18 protein-coding genes are annotated in these 19986 nt (G+C 35.7%); 17 read left to right on the plus strand and 1 reads right to left on the minus strand.

Going from position 1 to position 19986, the window contains the following annotated elements; all coding sequences use genetic code 11:
* Positions 1 to 147 precede the first annotated feature (147 nt).
* The 9 genes from uvrA to F1003_RS03520 all read left to right on the plus strand — a co-directional run bounded on the left by uvrA (position 148) and on the right by F1003_RS03520 (position 13843).
* A complete protein-coding gene (uvrA, locus tag F1003_RS03480) occupies positions 148 to 2976 on the plus strand; it encodes an excinuclease ABC subunit UvrA (protein ID WP_155087929.1) in 2829 nt (942 codons plus the stop codon).
* 122 nt (positions 2977 to 3098) lie between these two features.
* Positions 3099 to 3266, plus strand: coding sequence for a lmo0937 family membrane protein (locus F1003_RS03485; protein WP_155087825.1), 168 nt, complete (start codon positions 3099 to 3101; stop codon positions 3264 to 3266).
* Positions 3267 to 3432: 166 nt separating this feature from the next.
* Positions 3433 to 4122 carry an LOG family protein gene (locus F1003_RS03490; RefSeq protein ID WP_155087826.1) on the plus strand — a complete coding sequence of 230 codons (690 nt, stop codon included), beginning with the start codon at positions 3433 to 3435 and terminating at the stop codon, positions 4120 to 4122.
* Positions 4123 to 4146: 24 nt separating this feature from the next.
* Entirely contained in the window at positions 4147 to 5421 is a 1275-nt protein-coding gene (locus F1003_RS03495) for a T9SS type A sorting domain-containing protein (RefSeq protein WP_155087827.1), read from the plus strand.
* A complete protein-coding gene (locus F1003_RS03500) occupies positions 5418 to 8264 on the plus strand; it encodes a gluzincin family metallopeptidase (protein ID WP_155087828.1) in 2847 nt (948 codons plus the stop codon). The genes F1003_RS03495 and F1003_RS03500 overlap by 4 nt, the downstream gene beginning before the upstream one ends.
* 154 nt (positions 8265 to 8418) lie before the next feature.
* Positions 8419 to 10830: an alpha-ketoacid dehydrogenase subunit alpha/beta gene (locus F1003_RS03505; RefSeq protein ID WP_155087829.1), complete on the plus strand. Its 2412-nt coding sequence runs from the start codon at positions 8419 to 8421 to the stop codon at positions 10828 to 10830.
* Positions 10831 to 10909: 79 nt separating this feature from the next.
* Positions 10910 to 12520 carry a class I SAM-dependent methyltransferase gene (locus F1003_RS03510; protein WP_155087830.1) on the plus strand — a complete coding sequence of 537 codons (1611 nt, stop codon included), beginning with the start codon at positions 10910 to 10912 and terminating at the stop codon, positions 12518 to 12520.
* A gap of 2 nt (positions 12521 to 12522) precedes the next feature.
* Positions 12523 to 12999, plus strand: a complete 477-nt coding sequence (locus F1003_RS03515; protein WP_155087831.1) for a hypothetical protein — start codon at positions 12523 to 12525, stop codon at positions 12997 to 12999.
* 43 nt (positions 13000 to 13042) lie between these two features.
* Positions 13043 to 13843 carry a class I SAM-dependent methyltransferase gene (locus F1003_RS03520; protein ID WP_155087832.1) on the plus strand — a complete coding sequence of 267 codons (801 nt, stop codon included), beginning with the start codon at positions 13043 to 13045 and terminating at the stop codon, positions 13841 to 13843.
* A gap of 8 nt (positions 13844 to 13851) precedes the next feature.
* Here F1003_RS03520 and F1003_RS03525 read toward each other — a convergent pair whose 3' ends face one another.
* Positions 13852 to 15018 (minus strand): THUMP domain-containing class I SAM-dependent RNA methyltransferase, encoded by a 1167-nt coding sequence (locus tag F1003_RS03525; protein ID WP_155087833.1) that lies wholly within the window; start codon positions 15016 to 15018, stop codon positions 13852 to 13854.
* A gap of 145 nt (positions 15019 to 15163) precedes the next feature.
* Here F1003_RS03525 and F1003_RS03530 point away from each other — a divergent pair, with 145 nt between their 5' ends.
* The 8 genes from F1003_RS03530 to F1003_RS03565 all read left to right on the plus strand — a co-directional run bounded on the left by F1003_RS03530 (position 15164) and on the right by F1003_RS03565 (position 19851).
* Positions 15164 to 15895, plus strand: a complete 732-nt coding sequence (locus tag F1003_RS03530; protein WP_155087834.1) for a class I SAM-dependent methyltransferase — start codon at positions 15164 to 15166, stop codon at positions 15893 to 15895.
* A 10-nt stretch (positions 15896 to 15905) separates the two neighbouring features.
* On the plus strand, positions 15906 to 16580 hold the full coding sequence (locus tag F1003_RS03535; protein ID WP_155087835.1) for a ZIP family metal transporter: 675 nt from the start codon (positions 15906 to 15908) through the stop codon (positions 16578 to 16580).
* 1 nt (position 16581) lies between these two features.
* A complete protein-coding gene (locus F1003_RS03540) occupies positions 16582 to 17010 on the plus strand; it encodes a DUF4268 domain-containing protein (RefSeq protein ID WP_155087836.1) in 429 nt (142 codons plus the stop codon).
* A 202-nt stretch (positions 17011 to 17212) separates the two neighbouring features.
* Entirely contained in the window at positions 17213 to 17614 is a 402-nt protein-coding gene (locus F1003_RS03545; RefSeq protein WP_155087837.1) for a hypothetical protein, read from the plus strand.
* A 180-nt stretch (positions 17615 to 17794) separates the two neighbouring features.
* Positions 17795 to 18397 carry a TetR/AcrR family transcriptional regulator gene (locus F1003_RS03550; protein ID WP_155087838.1) on the plus strand — a complete coding sequence of 201 codons (603 nt, stop codon included), beginning with the start codon at positions 17795 to 17797 and terminating at the stop codon, positions 18395 to 18397.
* Entirely contained in the window at positions 18394 to 18828 is a 435-nt protein-coding gene (locus tag F1003_RS03555; RefSeq protein WP_155087839.1) for a hotdog fold thioesterase, read from the plus strand. Before F1003_RS03550 ends, F1003_RS03555 begins: the two co-directional genes overlap by 4 nt.
* A 325-nt stretch (positions 18829 to 19153) precedes the next feature.
* Entirely contained in the window at positions 19154 to 19426 is a 273-nt protein-coding gene (locus F1003_RS03560) for a hypothetical protein (RefSeq protein WP_162306888.1), read from the plus strand.
* A 5-nt stretch (positions 19427 to 19431) separates the two neighbouring features.
* On the plus strand, positions 19432 to 19851 hold the full coding sequence (locus F1003_RS03565; protein ID WP_155087841.1) for a hypothetical protein: 420 nt from the start codon (positions 19432 to 19434) through the stop codon (positions 19849 to 19851).
* The last annotated feature ends 135 nt before the right edge of the window (positions 19852 to 19986 follow it).

Below are 19986 nucleotides of genomic sequence, written 5' to 3' on the forward strand. Positions count from 1 at the left end.
TGCAATAGCTCCAAGTCATAATAGGTTATGGAGTAAACCTTCACACTAAATTAACAACTAAATATTGTACCTTTGCACCTTCGTTCACCGAAGCCAATTTGGCACAGGAGAACCTTTGCTAAAATAAAAGAAGGAGCAACACCATTTATGAGCCATTTCGACGATTCCATTGAAGTAAAAGGAGCACGCGTACACAACCTTAAGAATATAGATGTCAGCATACCAAGAGAACAACTGGTAGTTATTACTGGGCTGTCTGGTAGTGGAAAATCGTCATTGGCTTTCGATACCATTTATGCCGAAGGGCAGCGTCGCTATATTGAAACCTTTTCAGCATACGCACGTCAGTTTTTAGGGAGCCTAGAGCGCCCAGATGTTGATAAGATTGATGGCCTATCTCCTGTTATTGCAATAGAACAAAAAACAACCAGCAAATCACCTCGCTCTACAGTAGGCACCATAACAGAAATCTATGACTTCTTGAGGCTATTATTCGCTAGAGCTGCGGATGCCTATAGTTATGAGACTGGTGAAAAGATGGTAAGCTACAGCGATGAGCAGATCAAGGAACTCATCCTCGAAGCCTTTAACGGGAAGCGCATCAATATCCTTTCACCTGTTGTCCGATCGCGTAAAGGCCATTACCGCGAACTGTTTGAACAGATTGCCAAGCAAGGTTTTGTAAAAGTGCGTACCGATGGTGAAATTGTAGACCTTGAAAAAGGCATGAAGCTAGACCGCTACAAAACTCATGATATAGAGATAGTAATAGATCGTCTAAAGATTGATAACACCCAAGACAACGAAAAACGTTTGATGGAATCCATTAATACAGCCATGTACCATGGTGATGATGTGCTGATGGTGATTGATCAAGAGACCAACGAGCCACGCTATTTTAGCCGAAATTTAATGTGTCCATCGTCTGGTATTTCGTATCCTAATCCAGAACCTAACAACTTCTCGTTCAACTCACCCAAAGGAGCATGCCCTAACTGTAATGGTATTGGAGAATTGTATGTTGTGAATGAAAAGAAATTAGTTCCTGATGAAACGCTGTCTATTAGAAGCGGAGCTTTGGCACCACATGGTCCAGAAAAGAAAAGCTGGATCTTTAAACAGTTTGACACCATAGCTCAACGTTTTGACTTCACCTTAAATGACGCCTGGAAAGACATTCCCGAAGAAGCCAGACAAGTCATCCTCTATGGTGGTAAGGACAGCTTTTCGGTAGAAAGTAAGACCTTGGGCGTAAAGCGTGAGTATAATATCGATTTTGAAGGTGTAGCTAACTTTATAGAAAGTCAGTATAAGTCTAATTCAACATCATTAGTGCGTTGGGCAAAGGATTATATGGATAAGGTAGAATGTTCGGTATGTAACGGTTCTAGACTGCGTAAGGAGTCCCTTTACTTTAAAGTAGATGGCAAGAGTATTGCTGACCTCGTAAAAATGGATGTGGTTGAATTGGGTGAATGGTTAGAAGGATTGAACGATAGACTTTCAGAAAAACAACAGAAGATCTCAGCAGAGATTATTAAGGAAATAAAGAATCGTGTACAGTTTTTATTGGATGTAGGGCTCACCTACCTATCCCTAAATCGAAGTTCTAAATCCTTGTCTGGTGGTGAAGCGCAACGTATTCGACTGGCAACGCAGATTGGCTCGCAATTAGTAGGTGTGCTTTATATTTTGGATGAACCGAGTATTGGATTACATCAGCGCGATAATGAAAAACTCATCAATTCCCTGATTTCCCTTAGAGACGTAGGCAATTCGGTGATTGTTGTAGAGCACGATAAGGATATGATAGAACGTGCCGACCATGTGATAGACATTGGGCCTTTTGCCGGTAAGCATGGTGGTGAAATCATTAGTGAAGGCACACCAAAGGACTTATTGAAGCATCATACCCTTACTGCAGACTACCTTAACGGCACCAAAGAAATTGAAGTCCCTAAACAACGTCGTAAAGGCAATGGCAAAAAGATAGTGCTTAAAGGTTGTACAGGCAACAACCTAAAAGATGTGGATGTAGAGATTCCTTTAGGGAAAATGATCGGTGTCACTGGTGTTTCAGGAAGCGGTAAATCTACCTTAATCAACGAAACGCTCTACCCTATCATGAATGCACATTACTTCAATGGTGTTAAACGACCAATGCCATACAAAAGCATTAAGGGCTTAGAGCATATTGACAAGGTGATTGATATTAATCAATCTCCTATAGGTAGAACTCCACGAAGCAATCCTGCGACCTATACCAAGACTTTTGATGAAATCCGTAAGTTATTTGCACAAATTCCTGAAGCGATGATTCGCGGTTACAAACCTGGTCGTTTTAGTTTTAATGTGGCCGGTGGTCGTTGTGAAACCTGTCAAGGAGGTGGCTTACGTGTTATTGAAATGAATTTCTTACCCGATGTCTATGTTGAGTGTGAGACCTGCCAAGGTAAGCGCTTTAATAGGGAAACCCTAGAAATTAGGTATAAAGGTAAATCCATTAGCGATGTATTGAATATGACCATTAATGAAGCTGTAAGTTTCTTTGAGCATATTCCAAAAATATACCGAAAACTTAAAACCATAAAAGATGTTGGACTGGGCTATATTACTTTAGGGCAACAGAGCACCACTCTATCTGGTGGTGAGGCTCAGCGTATTAAGCTAGCCACTGAATTAAGCAAGCGTGATACAGGCAATACCTTCTATATTTTAGACGAGCCTACTACTGGACTTCATTTTGAAGATATTAGAGTGTTAATGAAGGTTCTCAACAAACTCGTTGACAAAGGTAATACCGTTCTCATTATTGAACACAACCTAGATGTTATCAAAACTGTAGATTATATAATAGATATTGGTTACGAAGGCGGAAAAGGTGGTGGACAGGTCGTTGCTAAAGGTACGCCTGAGCAAATCATAAAAGACAAAAAGAGCTATACATCTCAATTTTTAAGAAAAGAGCTGCAATAATCTCAGTGTTTAGGCAAAAAATAGCCTAAATACTAATTTTGTTAACTCATTTAATGCAAACATCGCAATTATATGCTATTAATTGTGTACATTAGATCAAACTAACAAACACATTAAACATTATGAAAAATATTCTTTGGCTAGTAGCGGTAATTGCAATTATTGTATGGTTATTAGGTTTATTGGGCATAGTTCCGGGAATTGGAACTGGAGGCTTAATACACATTCTATTGGTAATTGCCATAATCATAATATTGTATAATATTATATCTGGCAGAAAACCCTTATAAAGTAGACAATCATAAAATACTAAAGCGCATGGATTAAGTTCCATGCGCTTTTTTTTGTTAATTCACTTCTATTTCTCTCATTTTAGCTTAAATTTGGAGGTGTTAATGAAGACAAAGCCATATTATCGTATGGCTTTTATATTGAGAGGACATTTAATTATTAAATATGAGAAAAGAAAGCAAACATAAAGGCTGGAACGAAATAAAAACAAACGACTCTTGGGCTATTTTTAAGATTATGGGTGAGTTTGTAAATGGTTATGAGAAACTAAGTAAAATAGGCCCTTGCGTTTCTATATTCGGTTCTGCACGTACAAAACCAGACCATAAATACTACAAATTGGCTGAGGAAATGGCTCAAAAAATTGTTGAGCATGGCTATGGAGTTATCACTGGTGGTGGTCCAGGTATTATGGAAGCTGGTAACAAAGGAGCACATATAGCTGGAGGTACTTCAGTTGGACTAAATATTGAACTACCTTTTGAGCAGCATGATAATCCTTACATTGACAGGGACAAGAGCCTAGATTTTGACTATTTCTTTGTGCGCAAAGTTATGTTTGTAAAGTATTCCCAAGGTTTTGTGGTGATGCCAGGAGGTTTCGGGACTTTGGACGAACTCTTTGAAGCGATGACGCTTATACAGACCCATAAAATTGAAACGTTTCCTATTATTTTGGTCGGAACGGAATTTTGGGGCGGCTTAATGGATTGGGTAAAAACCACATTACTAAATGCGAATAACAACATTAGCCCTAAGGATTTAGACTTAATTCATCTTGTAGATACAGCCGATGAAGTTATAGAAATCCTCAACGATTTCTACAAGGAATATGGCTTAAGCCCTAATTTCTAGAAAACTACTACTGCATCCCAAATTATGAAAAAGAAGATACTAAGTTTTTTAACGGTTTGCCTTATGAGCAGTTTAAATGTTTCTGCACAAGAGACATTTAAGGTCATGTTCTATAATCTACTCAACTACCCTCTTGAGGATGCCGTACCTAATCGCGAGGACGACCTAGAGTTTATATTGGCAGACTACCAACCTGATTTGCTTTTAGTTTGCGAGCTTAACAATATTACTGGTGCCAATACTGTTCTTAATATAACTAGAACAGCTATAAACCCTAATTTTGAAATGGCCACTTATGTTTCAAATACCTCTGATGATACTACTGGCGACCAGAATGATTTACAGAACCTATTATATTACGACAGTACCAAGTTTATACTCGAAGAAGAAATCATTGTTCCAACGGATTTGAGAGATTTTAATGTGTACAAACTTCAGTTAAATACCATCGATCAAGATATAAATCCTGTTGAATTTTATGTCATAGTCTGTCATTTAAAGGCCTCTAGTGGCACCGTAAATGCACAGCGTCGGTTTGAAATGGTCTTGGAGCTAGATGCATATCTAAATACGCTTCCCAGCGACACGAATGTTATTTTGGGCGGTGACCTAAACCTGTATACAGGTAGTGAGCCCGCTTTTCAACAATTATTGCAAGACACTAACAACATAACGTTTGCAGATCCTGCTGACCGTGTAGGCAGCTGGAATAATAATCCAAACTTTGTGGATGTCTTTACACAATCCACCAGAACACAATCTGGCATGGGAGGTACAACAGGTGGTTTTGATGATCGTTTTGACTTTATCTTAACGTCAGAAAACATATTGAGCACAGCCAACATAACCTATGTAGCAGACTCATACCAAGTGTACGGAAATAATGGCTTATCAGCATGTTATAACAGCGCCATTAATTCGTCTAATTGTGCCGTACCTGGCTCTGAATTTTCGTTTGAGGTAAGAGATGCGCTTCACAATTTCAGTGACCATTTACCTGTAACGCTCAGTCTAGAAGCCAACGTTACTTTATCTGATTTAGGTGATTCTGAAATTACAGTAAATTATAATTTAGAAAAGACGTTAATAGATTCAGAATTAATTATATACATAAATTCATTTAAACTTTTTAATCAAGAGTTGAATATATATGATTCCCTTGGGCAAGTGGTAGAAACTTTTCAAACCAACTCAAGTGCGCGACAAGTTTTTAACACAACTAAATTAAGCAATGGCATTTATTTTCTTGGCTTCTCTAAACCTCAAACTAAACCTATAAAATTTGTTATTTCACGTTGATTAAAAAGTTTCTCATACCAATTGCTTTTCTACTATTTTGTGCAGTCACACTAGCTCAGAATAAAATTGATATTAATGCTATTGCAGATGTAGAAACCAAAACCATATCCATAACCCAAACCATTACATACAAAAATGAATCGGATACGGTTTTAAAAGAGATTTATCTCCACGATTGGAACAATAGCTTCTCAAACAAATCCACACCATTGGCCAAACGTTTTGAAGAAGAGTTCAGCACTAAATTTCATCTGGCAAAAAGTGAGGAACGTGGTTTTACACTTATTACTACCATTAAAGACCAAGTTAATGACACTAATCTTAATTTTGAGTATTTAAAATCGCATCCTGACGTCATCAAGGTTCATCTAGCTGAGCCATTACAACCAAATGCATCCTACAATATATACCTGAGCTATATCCTTGTTATACCTGATGCAAGTTTTACGGATTATGGCTTCACTAAGACTAAAGATTTTGAATTAAAGTATTGGTATATTACTCCAGCAGTTTTTGATGGAGAGTGGCATTATTATAGCAATAAGAATCTCGACGATTTGTATGTGCCAAAAGCAGACGTAACCATTACGCTCACCCACCCACTTAATTACAGAGCAACATCAGAATTGGATGTGATTGCCATGAACCCAAATACCGAAAGTAGGCAGCAAACCACAATTCTTCATGGCAAAGACAGAGTGGACACCTATTTATCCTTAAACAAATTTCCACGTTACGGTTTTGTACAAACCGACGACCTTATCCTTATTTCCAACATTAATGAAAAAGGGCTTCCAGGCAGTGATAAGGCGATATTAACGGACAGAATCACACAATTTTTAGCTGAAAATTTGGGAGAATACCCTTATAAGCAATTATTGGTATCTTCTATAGACTATAACAAAGATCCATTGTATGGACTAAATCAGCTTCCTGATTTTCTGAGACCATTTCCGGATCAGTTTCAATATGAATTGAAACTACTAAAGACCTCGCTAAAAAAATATATCGACAACGTCCTTTTATTAAATCCAAGAAAAGAACATTGGCTCAGTGAAGGTTTGCAAGTATATTTTATGATAAAATATGTTGAAACGTATTATCCCGATATGAAGTTATTTGGAACTTTATCAGATGTCTGGGGTCTAAGGGCGTTTCATGGTGCAGATTTAGATTTTAATTTTCAGTATTTCCTCTACTCTATGGAAATCGCCAGAAAAAACAGAGACCAGCCTTTAACCACTTCTAAAGACTCATTAATTAAATTTAATGCCAATATTGCTGGGAAATATAAAGCTGGTATAGGACTTAACTATCTGGATGAGTTTTCTGAAGATATCGACTTATCTCAAACCATCACCGAATTTTTAGAGCAAAATAAATTAAAGCGCGCAAGCATATCTGATTTTGAATCTTTTCTAAAATCTAAAACCAGTAAGAATATTGATTGGTTTTTTACAGATTATGTAAACACTCGAAAGAAGATCGATTTTAAAATAAACAGCATAGAAAAATCTGGTGATTCCATAAAACTAACCATTAAGAACAAGCGTGATAATACAATGCCTATTTCTTTATTTAAACTGAGTAATGACTCTGTTATTGGTAAGCAATGGGTAGAAAATATAAAAGGGTCTAAAACCATCACTGTGAGCAAGGACAGCGTAGACAAATTTGTTTTAGACTACGATAATGTGGTCCCAGAGTTTAACCAACGTGACAATTACAAATCTGCCAATGGCTCGTTTATAAACAACAAACCTTTGCAATTTAGGTTGTTTAAAGACATAGAGGACCCATACTACAACCAGGTTTTCTTTATGCCACTTGTGGAGTTTAATAATATCTATGATGGACTTACACTGGGAACCAAAGTTTATAATAAAACCATTTTAAGAAAACGCTTAAACTATAAGTTCTCACCGCAGTACGCAACACGATCTAAAACACTCACAGGTGGTTTTAGTGTGTTCTATTCGCATAACTTAGAAAATCAAAACTTATTTGATATTACCTATGGTCTATCGGCAGGCTATCAGTCTTTTGCTCAAGATGCATTTTTTACAAGGATTAGACCTTCGTTGACCTTCTCTTTTAGGGACGATAGCGATTTTAGAAAAGACCAAGTAGACAGAATCACAGCCCGTTATGTAAGTATTAGTAGAGAGTTAGGAAATAACGCTATAATTGAAGAATTAGATGAGCCAGATTATGGTGTATTTAACTTAAGGTATACGCATTCCAATCCAGGTATTATCAACTTTTCTAGATTTAACACGGATCTTCAAATAGCGGATAAGTTCAGTAAGTTGTCTGTTAATTATGAGTTTAGAAAATTGACCCAAAGCAATCGGAATATTAATCTTAGGTTATACGCTGGTGTATTTTTGGATAACAACACAGATCCTAATTCCAATTTTTTCAGTTTTGCATTAGACAGACCAACAGATTATCTTTTTGACCTCAACTACTTAGGTCGATCAGAAGATGCTGGTATTTTTAGTCAACAAATCATTATTGCAGAAGGAGGTTTTAAGTCCAAATTGGAAACCCAATTTGCCAATCAATGGATGACCACAGCCAATTTTAGCACTTCCATCTGGAGGTACATCCATGCTTATGGTGATTTAGGTTTGGTGAAGAACAAATTCAGTCCAGCAAAATTCGTTTACGATTCTGGTATTAGACTCAACCTTGTTGAGGATTATTTAGAACTCTACTTTCCTATTTATTCTAGTCTTGGATGGGAAATTGCTCAACCCAATTATGACCAACGCATTCGTTTTATAATTTCTGTAGATCCTCAAGTTTTATTGGGTCTTTTTAGAAGAAAATGGTATTAAAAGATTCTTATTAAAAAGTTGATTTTTTGTGTTATTTTGAATATATTATGAAATAACGGTTGGTTTTTTGAGAATATTATAGAATTATAACATTTCTTGCTATTGCAAAAACCATCGTAATTCAGTATTTTTGCCACACCAATTTTAACGCCATATGAAGACCAATTCTGACATTAAAACAGAAATTACATTCGAAGATTTTAAAGCTCAAGTCTTAAATGACTATAAGCTTGCTGTTACAAGTCGTGAATGTAGTCTTTTGGGTAGAAGAGAAGTTTTAACTGGTAAAGCAAAATTTGGCATCTTTGGAGATGGCAAGGAAATTCCACAATTGGCTTGGGCAAAAGCTTTTAAAAATGGGGATTTTAGATCTGGCTACTATAGAGACCAGACGTTTATGATGGCCATTGGAGAACTCACTATAGAGCAATTTTTTGCGGGTCTTTATGCCAATACCGATTTAAGGCAAGAGCCTATGTCTGCTGGTCGCCAAATGGGAGGCCATTTTGCAACACACAGTTTAGACGAAAACGGTAACTGGAAAAATTTAACCGAACAGAAGAACTCAAGCGCAGACATCTCTCCTACTGCTGGGCAAATGCCAAGGCTTTTAGGATTGGCACAAGCCTCTAAAATATACAGAAATGTAAAAGGGATTGACACCACCAATTTTTCAAATCAAGGTAATGAAATTGCTTGGGGAACTATTGGTAATGCCAGTACCAGTGAGGGTTTATTTTTTGAAACCATAAATGCTGCAGGTGTATTACAGGTACCAATGATCATAAGTGTTTGGGATGATGAATATGGTATCTCAGTACACGCTAAGCATCAAACCACCAAAGAAAATATTTCTGAAATCTTAAAAGGGTTTCAGCGTGATAAAGACAATAACGGCTACGAGATTTTACGCGTAAAAGGCTGGGACTATGTTAACCTTATCGAAACTTATGAAATGGCAGGTAAAATTGCCAGAGAAGAGCACGTTCCTGTACTCATTCATGTGCAAGAGCTAACACAACCACAAGGCCACTCTACTTCTGGTTCGCATGAGCGTTATAAATCCCAAGAACGTTTAACTTGGGAAAGAGAATACGATTGTAATCTTCAAATGCGCAATTGGATGATAGCTCATAATATTGCTACTGAAGAGTATCTCTCTGAACTTGAAAAAACCATTAAAAAGGAAGTCAGAGATGGAAAAAAAGCGGCTTGGACCAATTATCTAAAACCAATCATAAGCGAGAAAAACGAAGCTGTTTCCTTGTTGACCAATCTAGCCAATACAAGTTCCAATAAAGTATTTATAGAGAAGTTGGTAAAGGATTTAGATGCTATTGGAGAACCTAATCGTAAAGATGTTATTTCCACAGCCAGAAAAGCATTGCGTTATGTAATTAATGAAGATTCAGAAGCCAAAAAACGTTTACTCAATTGGATTGAGAATTACTTTGCCGAAGTACAACCAAAATACAGTTCAGATCTTTTAAACGAGACAGAATCTGCAGCAATCCACATCAAAGAAGTTAAGCCCACTTACAGTAACCAACCAGAGCAAGTCGATGGTCGTGTTGTAATACGTGATAATTTTGATGCCATCTTTGGTAAATATCCAGAGGCTTTAATCTTTGGAGAAGATACTGGTAATATTGGTGATGTTAACCAAGGGCTCGAAGGCTTACAGGAAAAGTACGGTGAGCTACGTGTAGCTGATACCGGAATTAGAGAAGCAACTATAGTTGGGCAAGGCATTGGTATGGCGATGCGTGGTCTTCGTCCAATAGCAGAAATTCAGTATCTGGATTATTTATTGTACGCTTTACAGATTATAAGCGACGATTTAGCGACTGTTCGATACAGAACAAAAGGAACACAAAAAGCACCATTGATTGTTCGTACCAGAGGACACCGTCTAGAAGGCATATGGCATTCTGGCTCACAAATGGGTGGTATTTTAAATCTGATAAGAGGTGTGCATATTTTGGTGCCACGTAATATGACCAAAGCAGCTGGTTTTTATAATACACTTTTAGAAAGTGATGAGCCTGCGCTCGTTGTGGAATGCTTAAATGGTTACCGTTTAAAAGAGCCATTACCAAATAACGTTGGTGAGTTTAAGACACCTATCGGTGTTGTTGAAACCATAAAAGAAGGCACAGACATTACTTTAGTTTCGTACGGTTCTACAGTTAGGGTTGTTGAGCAAGCGGCAAGAGAATTATTGGAAGTTGGTATTGATGCCGAAATTATTGACGTGCAATCTTTATTGCCACTAGATCTAAATCATGACACCGTAAAAAGTGTAGCAAAAACCAATCGTTTGATGGTTATAGATGAAGATATGCCAGGTGGAGCTTCAGCTTATATTTTAGATCATATATTGAATACACAAGACGCTTTTCAGTATTTAGATAGCCAACCAAAAACATTGGCGGCAAAACCGCACAGACCAGCTTATGGATCTGATGGAGATTATTTCTCTAAGCCTTCTACTGAAGATATTTTTGAAGCAGTATATGATGTAATGCACGAAATGAGTCCTAATGATTTTCCGAAATTGAGATAACAAATCAAACTATATTATTTTTATATAAACCATTACATACGTGATGGTTTTTTTATATTTATAGCTAAACCAATCATGCATGCTTACTAAATCAGATAAAACCAAGCTGAGGAGTACTATTTTTAGACACTTAGATGGTATTGCTACTTCTACTTCAGCATATTCGCTTTACAAAAAGGGCATTCTAAATCACCTATTAGAAAACAAAAGTGTTGCATTACACAGTTTGTCCCAAACGTTTAATGCCAATGAAGGTTATCTCAATGTTGCACTCCGTGTTTTATGTTCGCAAGGATGGCTGGATCAGCAATTGGACAATAAGAATAACACTGTTATTTATACCACAAACTCAAATTCTGAAAAAGCCTTTGGTTTGGTTGGTTTATATGAAGATGCCGTTAATTTACTAAAGTACTCCGATCGTTTTGCCGATGAAAAAATGATCAGTACAGATGCTTTTATAGTTTTAGAGCGCATCTTTAAAAAATTTGAAACCAATTACGGTCTCAATATTTCTGATGAAGATTCTATAGAACACCAAATCTATAAACATATTGAAGGAGTAATTGCAGGTCCTATTATTGTGCTATTAGGTGTTAACGGTCTTTTTCATAAATACTTTATGGAGGCTTCTTTTACTGCCGAAGAATATCACAAAAACCCAGAGAGTTTTAAAAAAATCTTAGATTTTTTTTCCCATTTGGGTTGGTTTAACAAGAAAAAGAATACCTATCAATTCACTGACAAAGGCTTGTTCTTTGCCAAGCGTGCCAGTGCTTATGGAGTAACCGTGTCTTACATTCCAACATTTTTACATCTAGATGAACTTATCTTTGGCAATCCTCTGGTTCTAAAAACAGACTCACCAAGCGATACTGAAAAACACGTATATCGCGAGATGAATGTTTGGGGAAGTGGTGGTGCCCATGCGACTTATTTTAAGGTCATTGATGAAGTTATTATCGATTTGTTCAACAGACCCATTGACGAGCAACCCAAAGGCATTTTGGATATGGGCTGTGGCAATGGAGCATTTATAGAGCATATTTTCAATGTTATAGAGCAACAAACTTTAAGAGGGAAACTATTGGATGATCATCCATTATTTTTGGTGGGTGCAGATTTTAACAAAGCCGCTTTAAAAGTGACAAGAGCCAACCTAATAAAAGCAGATATTTGGGCGAAAGTCATTTGGGGAGACATTGGGAGACCAGATCTTTTGGCTTCAGATTTAAAGGAAGATTATAATATTGATTTACTCGATTTATTAAACGTTAGAACCTTTTTAGACCACAATCGTGTGTGGGAAGCACCAAAAAACGACCATAACATTATAAGTGATTCCACTGGTGCTTATGCATCAAAAGGGAGTAGGTTGAGCAATAATGATGTAGAAGCTTCTCTATTAGAACATTTGAGCAAATGGAAACCCTACGTAGAAAAATTTGGACTTTTAATTATAGAACTACATACTATTAGCCCTGAGTTGGTCTCAAAAAATATAGGAAAAACTGCAGCTACTGCTTACGATGCTACACATGGTTATAGCGACCAGTACATTGTTGAGGTTGATGTGTTTAGAAAAATAGCAGAGCTTTCAGGTTTAGAACCAGATGATGCTCACTTTGCCAGATTCCCAGATAGTGAATTAGCTACGGTTAGTATTAACCTTTTAAAAGGCACCTCATAGATATGAAGATTGAATCTATCGTCACCATAAAAAAAGAGCTTCAGCACTTACCAATGGAAGACTTACTTGCTCTGTGTTTACGTCTAGGGAAGTTCAAAAAAGAAAACAAAGCACTACTCACCTATTTACTGTTTGAATCCCATGATGAAGACGGCTATATCGCGAGTGTAAAATCCACATTAGACGAGTTATTTGAAGGTATGAATACGGACAGTTATTTCTACATGAAAAAAACAATCCGGAAAATATTAAGGCAAATAAGAGTTTACAGTCGGTATTCCAACAAAAAAACAACTGAGGTAGAACTCCTACTCTATTTCTGCGAACGCTTAAACCAGCTTAAACCATCTATCCATAGAAATAGAACGCTAAGCAATCTTTATGAACGCCAAATCATTTCGATAAAGAAAAAAATAAGTGTTCTGCATGAGGATTTACAATACGATTATAATCTACAATTACAAGACTTAAGACAATAAACCTTTGTTTACATTTGCACTGATTTAAACTCAAAACATAAGAATGAACAAAGCGAAAATCTCTACGCTATTAAGACAATTTAAGTTAATCTACTTAACGGATTTAATACGTTTTCGTATTCAAAAATATAAGCACAGCAAAGCCAATGCTGCCTTTAAGAAAAAGCATCCTAATGTAAAGTTACCACCAGATTATCTGATGTATGAGTCGTTTCAGATGAATTACGATAAATACTATAACGGTGGATTACAGATGGCAAAATCCTTAACGGATCACTTCAAAAATCATATTGAATTAGAGAACAAACGCATTTTAGATTGGGGTTGTGGACCTGGACGTATCATAAGGCACATGCCTAAAGTTATAAATAAAGGTTGTGAATTTTTTGGCACGGACTACAATGAAAAATCCATTGCTTGGTGCTCTAAAAACCTACCTGGAATCCATTTCAACAAAAATGAATTAACGGCAAGTTTGCCATACGAAGATGATTCCATGGATGTGATTTATGGCATTTCAATATTCACCCATCTATCGGAACAAATGCATTACGATTGGTTTAATGAGTTATATCGTGTTTTAAAACCCAACGGCATCATGCTTTTAACCATGCAAGGAGATAATTTTAAGATAAAGCTAAATGACTCGGAGCTTAAGCTCTACGATCAAGGCAATATTGTAGTGAGAGGAAATGTAAAGGAAGGCCATCGCACTTACTCTGCTTTTCATCCAAAGGCATTTGTGCAATCTTTATTCAGTAAAACTGAAGTTTTAGAACACATCGTTCAATCTTCAGAACATAAAAGCTGGGTACCACAAGACATTTGGATCGTTAGAAAATAAACCAAAACCTAATCTTGGTTTTGTTTCTTGGCCTTTTTACTGCCTTCGTACATTTCATATTTCACCAAACGTGATTCTAACTTGGCATTAAACACTTTTATTTTTCGAGAAGGTCGTAAACCGATATGTTTTAAGGCTTCAAGATTAGATGTGATAAGCCAAGCGTTGGTATTAGGGTAACCATGCTTTAAGGTGGTACCAATATTACCATAAAACTCTTCAACATTCAGGTTTTCTAAACGTTCACCATACGGAGGATTAAACACCATGTGCAATTTCTCATCACCTGCCTTTTGGGTCTTAAAGAAATCTTCATGTTGAATATGTATAAATTCATCCAAGTGCGCATTTTTAATGTTCTCCTTCGCTTTTCTTATAGCCGAAGGTGACTTATCGTATCCTAAAATTTTATGGTGAAAATCTCGGGTTTTCTTCAATAAGGATTCTTCAATGGTTTCAAACAATTCCACATCCCAATCTTGCCAACGTTCAAAAGCAAACTCCTTTCGCATTAAATTCGGTGGAATATTACAAGCAATCATAGCCGCTTCTGCCAATATGGTACCACTACCACACATTGGATCCATAAAATCCGTTTGGCCGTCCCAACCGCTCATCATTATTAATCCTGCAGCAAGCACTTCATTTATAGGAGCAATATTGGTTGCCGTTTTATACCCTCTTCTATGTAAGGATTCGCCAGAGGTATCCAAAGAAATGGTACAACGCTGACGGTCTATATGCACATTGATTTTTAAGTCTGGAAAGCGCAAATCCACATTAGGTCGTGTACCATCCATCTCCCTAAAACGATCCACAATGGCATCTTTGGTCTTTAAAGCCGTGTACTGCGAATGGGTAAACACACTATGGTTAACCGTGGCATCAACAGCCAGAGAGCCTGAAGGTTTAAGGTAGTTTTCCCATTTAATGTTCTTTACATTTTTGTAAAGGTCTTCTTCCCTTGCTACTCTAAACGACTTAATGGGTTTTAAGATTTTAATAGCCGTTCTAATGCCCAAATTGGTCTTGTACATAAACCCTTTGTCACCAACAAAGCTTACGTTTCGCACGCCCTTTTCTACTTCCATAGCACCGAGCTGAGTTAATTCCTTTGCTAATATATCTTCAAAGCCAAATAAGGTCTTGGCCACCATTTTAAAATTATTGTCCATGTACTAAAATGTAATCCTTTCAAAGTCCACAACCTATTTATTTCAAATGTCTTGGTGCTTTTTTGATAAGGTATTCAATTCAAAACTCGAATAGCGAGCAAATAGATTGCAAATTTAAGCTATTTTTGCAGGACATATCATATATATGACAAAACCAACAAAACAATGGTACGCCTCGTGGTTTAACACGCCTTACTACCATATTTTATACAAGGACAGGGATTATTCTGAAGCACAGCTTTTTATGGATAACCTCACCAACTATCTTAACATACCAGAAGGTGGTAAGATATTGGACTTGGCATGTGGCAAAGGCAGACACTCCATATACCTCAACGAATTAGGTTTTGATGTTACAGGAGTTGATCTCTCTGAGCAAAGCATAAAACACGCCCAGCAGTTTGAAAATGACACCTTAAGGTTTGATGTACATGATATGAGCAAACCGTATCCTGATACTTTTGATGCCGTTTTTAATCTCTTTACAAGCTTTGGGTATTTTGAAGATGAAACCTGTAACCTCAAAACGATAAAATCCATAAAGGCAGAACTCAACGATTTTGGATTTGGAGTCATTGACTTTATGAACGTCAACTACGTGATGGATCAATTGGTTTCAGAAGATATAAAAACCGTTGAGGGTATTGACTTCCATCAAAATCGCAGTGTTAAGGATGGCTACATTGTAAAAGACATTAGTTTTGATGCTGATGGTGAACACTATGAGTTTCAAGAGCGTGTAAAAGCCTTCACCTTAGAGGACTTTGAAGCTTTATTTGAAGAAGCCGGAGTATATTTGTTGGATGTTTTTGGTGATTACAAACTAAAAACCTACCATGCTCAAACCTCTGAACGGTTGATTATGATTTTTAAGTAAATTGAATTCAATGAATAAGTACCTCTTCCCTATTTATGCTATAATTATTGGTGTGGTCATTGCTTTTATAACTAAAAAGCAAAAGTCCATTGGCACCAAACTATTATTATCTTTTAGTGGAGCATTTTTATTGGCATTAACCCTTTTTGATTTATTGCCAGAGGTGTACCATCATCTCAACGCTAAACAAACAGGTCTATTTATAATGTGCGGTATTTTGCTTCAGATTATTTTGGAGTTCTTCTCAAAAGGTGCTGAGCATGGCCATGTACATATTCATAAGGATAACACGCAGTTTCCGTGGTTATTGTTTTTAAGTCTTTGTCTTCATAGTTTGTTGGAAGGTTTCCCAATCCATCAGCATAATGATATGGTCTATGGAATTTTAATTCATAAAATTCCGATTGCTGCGCTGATTAGTGCCTTTTTATTGCAGTCTAATTATAGTAAGTTACAGATTATAGGCTTCTTAGTGGTTTTTGCAATAATGACTCCTTTAGGCACCTATGTTTCTAACAATACCGATTTAGCCACAGGCTATTTAGATATTGTTAATGCCATAGTAATCGGTATCTTTTTGCATATTTCTACAACCATTTTGTTTGAAACCGGTGAAGGCCACAAGTTTAACCTCTCTAAACTGGTTGCGATTTGCTTGGGAGTATTGATTGCCTATTTTATTTAAAATGTTCAGTAAAGAAGAAAGCCGACAACTCCGCCAGGAATTCTGGACCAGTTTTGGAAAATCATTTCCAAGAAAATGGCTGTTGTACAATACCAAAACAAAAGGCCTATCCTTTAAATTTCATTTTGATACGAAGTCTGCATTAATTGCATTGGACCTAGAAGATGATTTAGAAAACCGTATTAACTGCTGGGAAAAATTGAGAGCCTTAAAAGGCATCTTACAGTCTGAATACCTACCCAACGCCATTTATGAGGAAGACTACTATTTAGACAATGGCAAGGAAATCTCACGCATCTATGTCCCGTTAGACCAAAACGTATCCATTCACAACAAAAATACCTGGCAAGTAGTTATGGAATTCTTTAATGTAAACATGACCTTGTTTGAAGCTTTTTTTGAGGAGTATAAGGATATTATAAAGCCATAAGCACCTTATTTTAATATACAGGTATTTTGTATAAATAGTGATATTAAAACAATCTGAACGTTATACAAAACACATGATAATACAATTTATTTCAGGTCTTTGTTAATGAGGGTTTTGAAATAATTCTTATATTCGGTAACAGAAACGTATATACAGAGTTATATACGAGTTGTAAAACATATAAAACCGACCGCGAAAACAAATGAAAGTTTACGGAAAATGTAAAAAATGTAAAACTGAAATTGGATATTCGACAAGTGCGAACACGAGAGTTGAATTTGCAATGCAAGATGGAGAAACCAAAACTCTGAATTGTAAAAATTGCGGAATAAAAACGGAATTACACGTTGACGAATTATACACGAAAGAATCAAAAATTGCTCAAATTGGAGCGGGACTGATTTTTTTAATCGGAACACCATTAATGTTCTTTTTTGTGAATCCAATATTTTCTGGAAGTCGAAATCATTATGTGATTTATGTTGTTGGCGGATTTTTACTCGTACCTGTTATTGCGTACGGAATTATAAAAAAGCAAGACCAAACAAGAGTGAGTTCATTTAATCGAAGTAAACTGAAAGGTCGAATTCATAACATCGGATGAAAAAAATACGTTTTACAACAATGTATAACCGCAATTACGGCGGATTCGACTACGTCCGAATCCACTCGGAATTGCTAACGTCAGTGCTAAACCGAAAATTAACGCATATAAACCCGTAACTGACGGTTATACGAGACCGTTACCTGCAAGCACCGAAAATAAATATTAATCCTAAAAGAGATGAAAGATAAAATCATCGAAAAATCAACTGAAATGTTCCTTGTACGAGGTTCAAAAGGATTGACAATGGATACGATTGCTTATGAAATGGGAATTTCTAAAAAAACCATCTATAAATATTTTAATACAAAAAGAGAACTTGTAAAGGCTGGTTCAGAATATTTATTTCATAGAATCACAAATGGTATTAATGAAATTATGGAATTGAATGAAAATCCCATTAGAGAAATGTATCTAATTAAAGATTTTGTTTTTAAAGTTTTAAAAAGTGAAAACACTTCACCATACCTTCAATTTCAAAAATATTTTCCAAAAATATATCAATCTTTAATAACTCGTCAATTTGCTGAAATGGATAAGTGCATTACCAAAAACTTAAAAAAAGGAATCAAGCAAGGATTGTATAGCAAAGAAATTAACATTAAACTAATAAGCCGTTTTTATTATATTGGAATAAATAACATTAAAGACAAATCAATATTTAACCCAAAAGATTTTACTGCTACCGAAATTAATAATGCTTATTTATACTTTTATTTAAAAGGTATCTGTACTCAAAAAGGATTAGACCTATTAAACAATTATAAAAAATCGGAAAAATGATTCAGAAAAATATAGAATTTCTAAAAGAAACAATTGAAGAAAAGATACCAATTCATAGATTTTTAGGCTTGAAATTATTGATTCTCGAAAAAGGATTTGTAAAAGTAAACGTTCCTTTTAGAGACGAAGTTGTTGGAGATATTAGAAGAAATAGATGGCACGGTGGAATTATTGCAACAATAATGGATTCTGTAGGAGGCATAGCAGGTGGAACTCACTTTACATCCTTTGAAGATAAGTTAGCTACAATTGATTTAAGAATAGATTATCTAAAAGGAGCAGAAGCATTACCAATAATTGTAGAAGGAAAAATCGTTAGATTAGGCAATAGAATACTTGTAACTAAAATGAAAGCCTTCCAAAAAGATGAATTAATAGCAGAAGGAAAAGGGGTATATAATTTTATAAGAATTGATAATTCAGATAAATAGTAAAATTAAAAACTATAGAGACTGTACCAATTAACCAATTGCAACTATTATAATCCGAATGAAATTAGAATCGTAAATATATCGGAGTAAAATAATAAAGAATGGGATAGAAATTGCCAGCAGGTAACAACGTATATAGCTCATAGCTTGGTAGTTGCTTAAACGAAGTTAATGTATATTTGGAAAGTCGCCAAATTTTTAAATTTGACGATTTCCAAGTAAAAAAAATAAATAGTAAAATTTAAAAATCTGGCTTGAGCTTAACCGAATAGTTATCGCTAATTCACACGCTACGAGCCATATACAAAACCGTTGTGCGTCATTTATGAAAACCATCATTCAAATATTAATTCTAACAATTATCATATTCGTAGTCATAACATTAGTGACTATGAAAATTGAAACACCATTTGACGGAAATGACACTTATGGTTTTCCTTTCACATTCCATATTAAATGGAGCGGAATGTGTTTTGAATGCCCAGAAAATCCAACTGAAACTTATTATGGGTATTTATTTATTGATTTCGTAATTGCTTTTTTAATTTCAATTGGAATTTGGAAATTATTAAGTAATCTAAAAAATAAAAAATCTTGATTTTAATGAAAAAATGGATTTTAATAATTGTTGGTATTGTCTTACTTGGAATAATCGGAATTGGAATTAAAATCAACTCGGATTTGAATGAACTTGTGGAAGTTTTTAACTCTGAACATTCTTTGGACGAACCGAATTTGATAATTCTTGCGGACTCAATTTCACCAAACAAAAAATATAAATATTACGAATATCAATTTGACAAAGGCGGATTAGGATATTCAAGAATTTTTTGGTCAGTAATAGAAAAAAAGGAAAATGACCTTGGAAAAGGACTAATTCCACAAGGATATAAAATAATTGGCTGGAACGAAAGTAACGAACTGATTTTAAGCGAATGGAATCCTACATCGGAATTAAAAAATGCATCTGAATTGAAAAACGGAACAATAATTAATGGAATGAAAATAAACATAGTGGAATAAAAACGAACGCACAACAACGTGTATAATTCATTGCTAGTTATAGCCTACTTACGAAAGTCCTCGCGGACTTTCTATCTGTGATTTATTTGCTAACTTTAGTGCTGAAACACGCAACGAAATCATACACAAAACCGT

The sequence above is a fragment of the Winogradskyella ouciana genome (genome assembly GCF_009709615.1).
Taxonomy (GTDB): domain Bacteria; phylum Bacteroidota; class Bacteroidia; order Flavobacteriales; family Flavobacteriaceae; genus Winogradskyella; species Winogradskyella ouciana.

Coding starts and splice junctions, on each gene's coding strand:
- F1003_RS03490 (WP_155087826.1), top strand. CDS start 3,433: ATGAGAAAAGAAAGCAAACATAAAGGCTGGAACGAAATAAAAACAAAC.
- F1003_RS03550 (WP_155087838.1), top strand. CDS start 17,795: ATGAAAGATAAAATCATCGAAAAATCAACTGAAATGTTCCTTGTACGA.
- F1003_RS03485 (WP_155087825.1), top strand. CDS start 3,099: ATGAAAAATATTCTTTGGCTAGTAGCGGTAATTGCAATTATTGTATGG.
- F1003_RS03510 (WP_155087830.1), top strand. CDS start 10,910: ATGCTTACTAAATCAGATAAAACCAAGCTGAGGAGTACTATTTTTAGA.
- F1003_RS03540 (WP_155087836.1), top strand. CDS start 16,582: ATGTTCAGTAAAGAAGAAAGCCGACAACTCCGCCAGGAATTCTGGACC.
- F1003_RS03515 (WP_155087831.1), top strand. CDS start 12,523: ATGAAGATTGAATCTATCGTCACCATAAAAAAAGAGCTTCAGCACTTA.
- F1003_RS03545 (WP_155087837.1), top strand. CDS start 17,213: ATGAAAGTTTACGGAAAATGTAAAAAATGTAAAACTGAAATTGGATAT.
- F1003_RS03535 (WP_155087835.1), top strand. CDS start 15,906: ATGAATAAGTACCTCTTCCCTATTTATGCTATAATTATTGGTGTGGTC.
- F1003_RS03495 (WP_155087827.1), top strand. CDS start 4,147: ATGAAAAAGAAGATACTAAGTTTTTTAACGGTTTGCCTTATGAGCAGT.
- F1003_RS03505 (WP_155087829.1), top strand. CDS start 8,419: ATGAAGACCAATTCTGACATTAAAACAGAAATTACATTCGAAGATTTT.
- F1003_RS03565 (WP_155087841.1), top strand. CDS start 19,432: ATGAAAAAATGGATTTTAATAATTGTTGGTATTGTCTTACTTGGAATA.
- F1003_RS03555 (WP_155087839.1), top strand. CDS start 18,394: ATGATTCAGAAAAATATAGAATTTCTAAAAGAAACAATTGAAGAAAAG.
- uvrA (WP_155087929.1), top strand. CDS start 148: ATGAGCCATTTCGACGATTCCATTGAAGTAAAAGGAGCACGCGTACAC.
- F1003_RS03530 (WP_155087834.1), top strand. CDS start 15,164: ATGACAAAACCAACAAAACAATGGTACGCCTCGTGGTTTAACACGCCT.
- F1003_RS03525 (WP_155087833.1), bottom strand. CDS start 15,018: ATGGACAATAATTTTAAAATGGTGGCCAAGACCTTATTTGGCTTTGAA.
- F1003_RS03520 (WP_155087832.1), top strand. CDS start 13,043: ATGAACAAAGCGAAAATCTCTACGCTATTAAGACAATTTAAGTTAATC.
- F1003_RS03560 (WP_162306888.1), top strand. CDS start 19,154: ATGAAAACCATCATTCAAATATTAATTCTAACAATTATCATATTCGTA.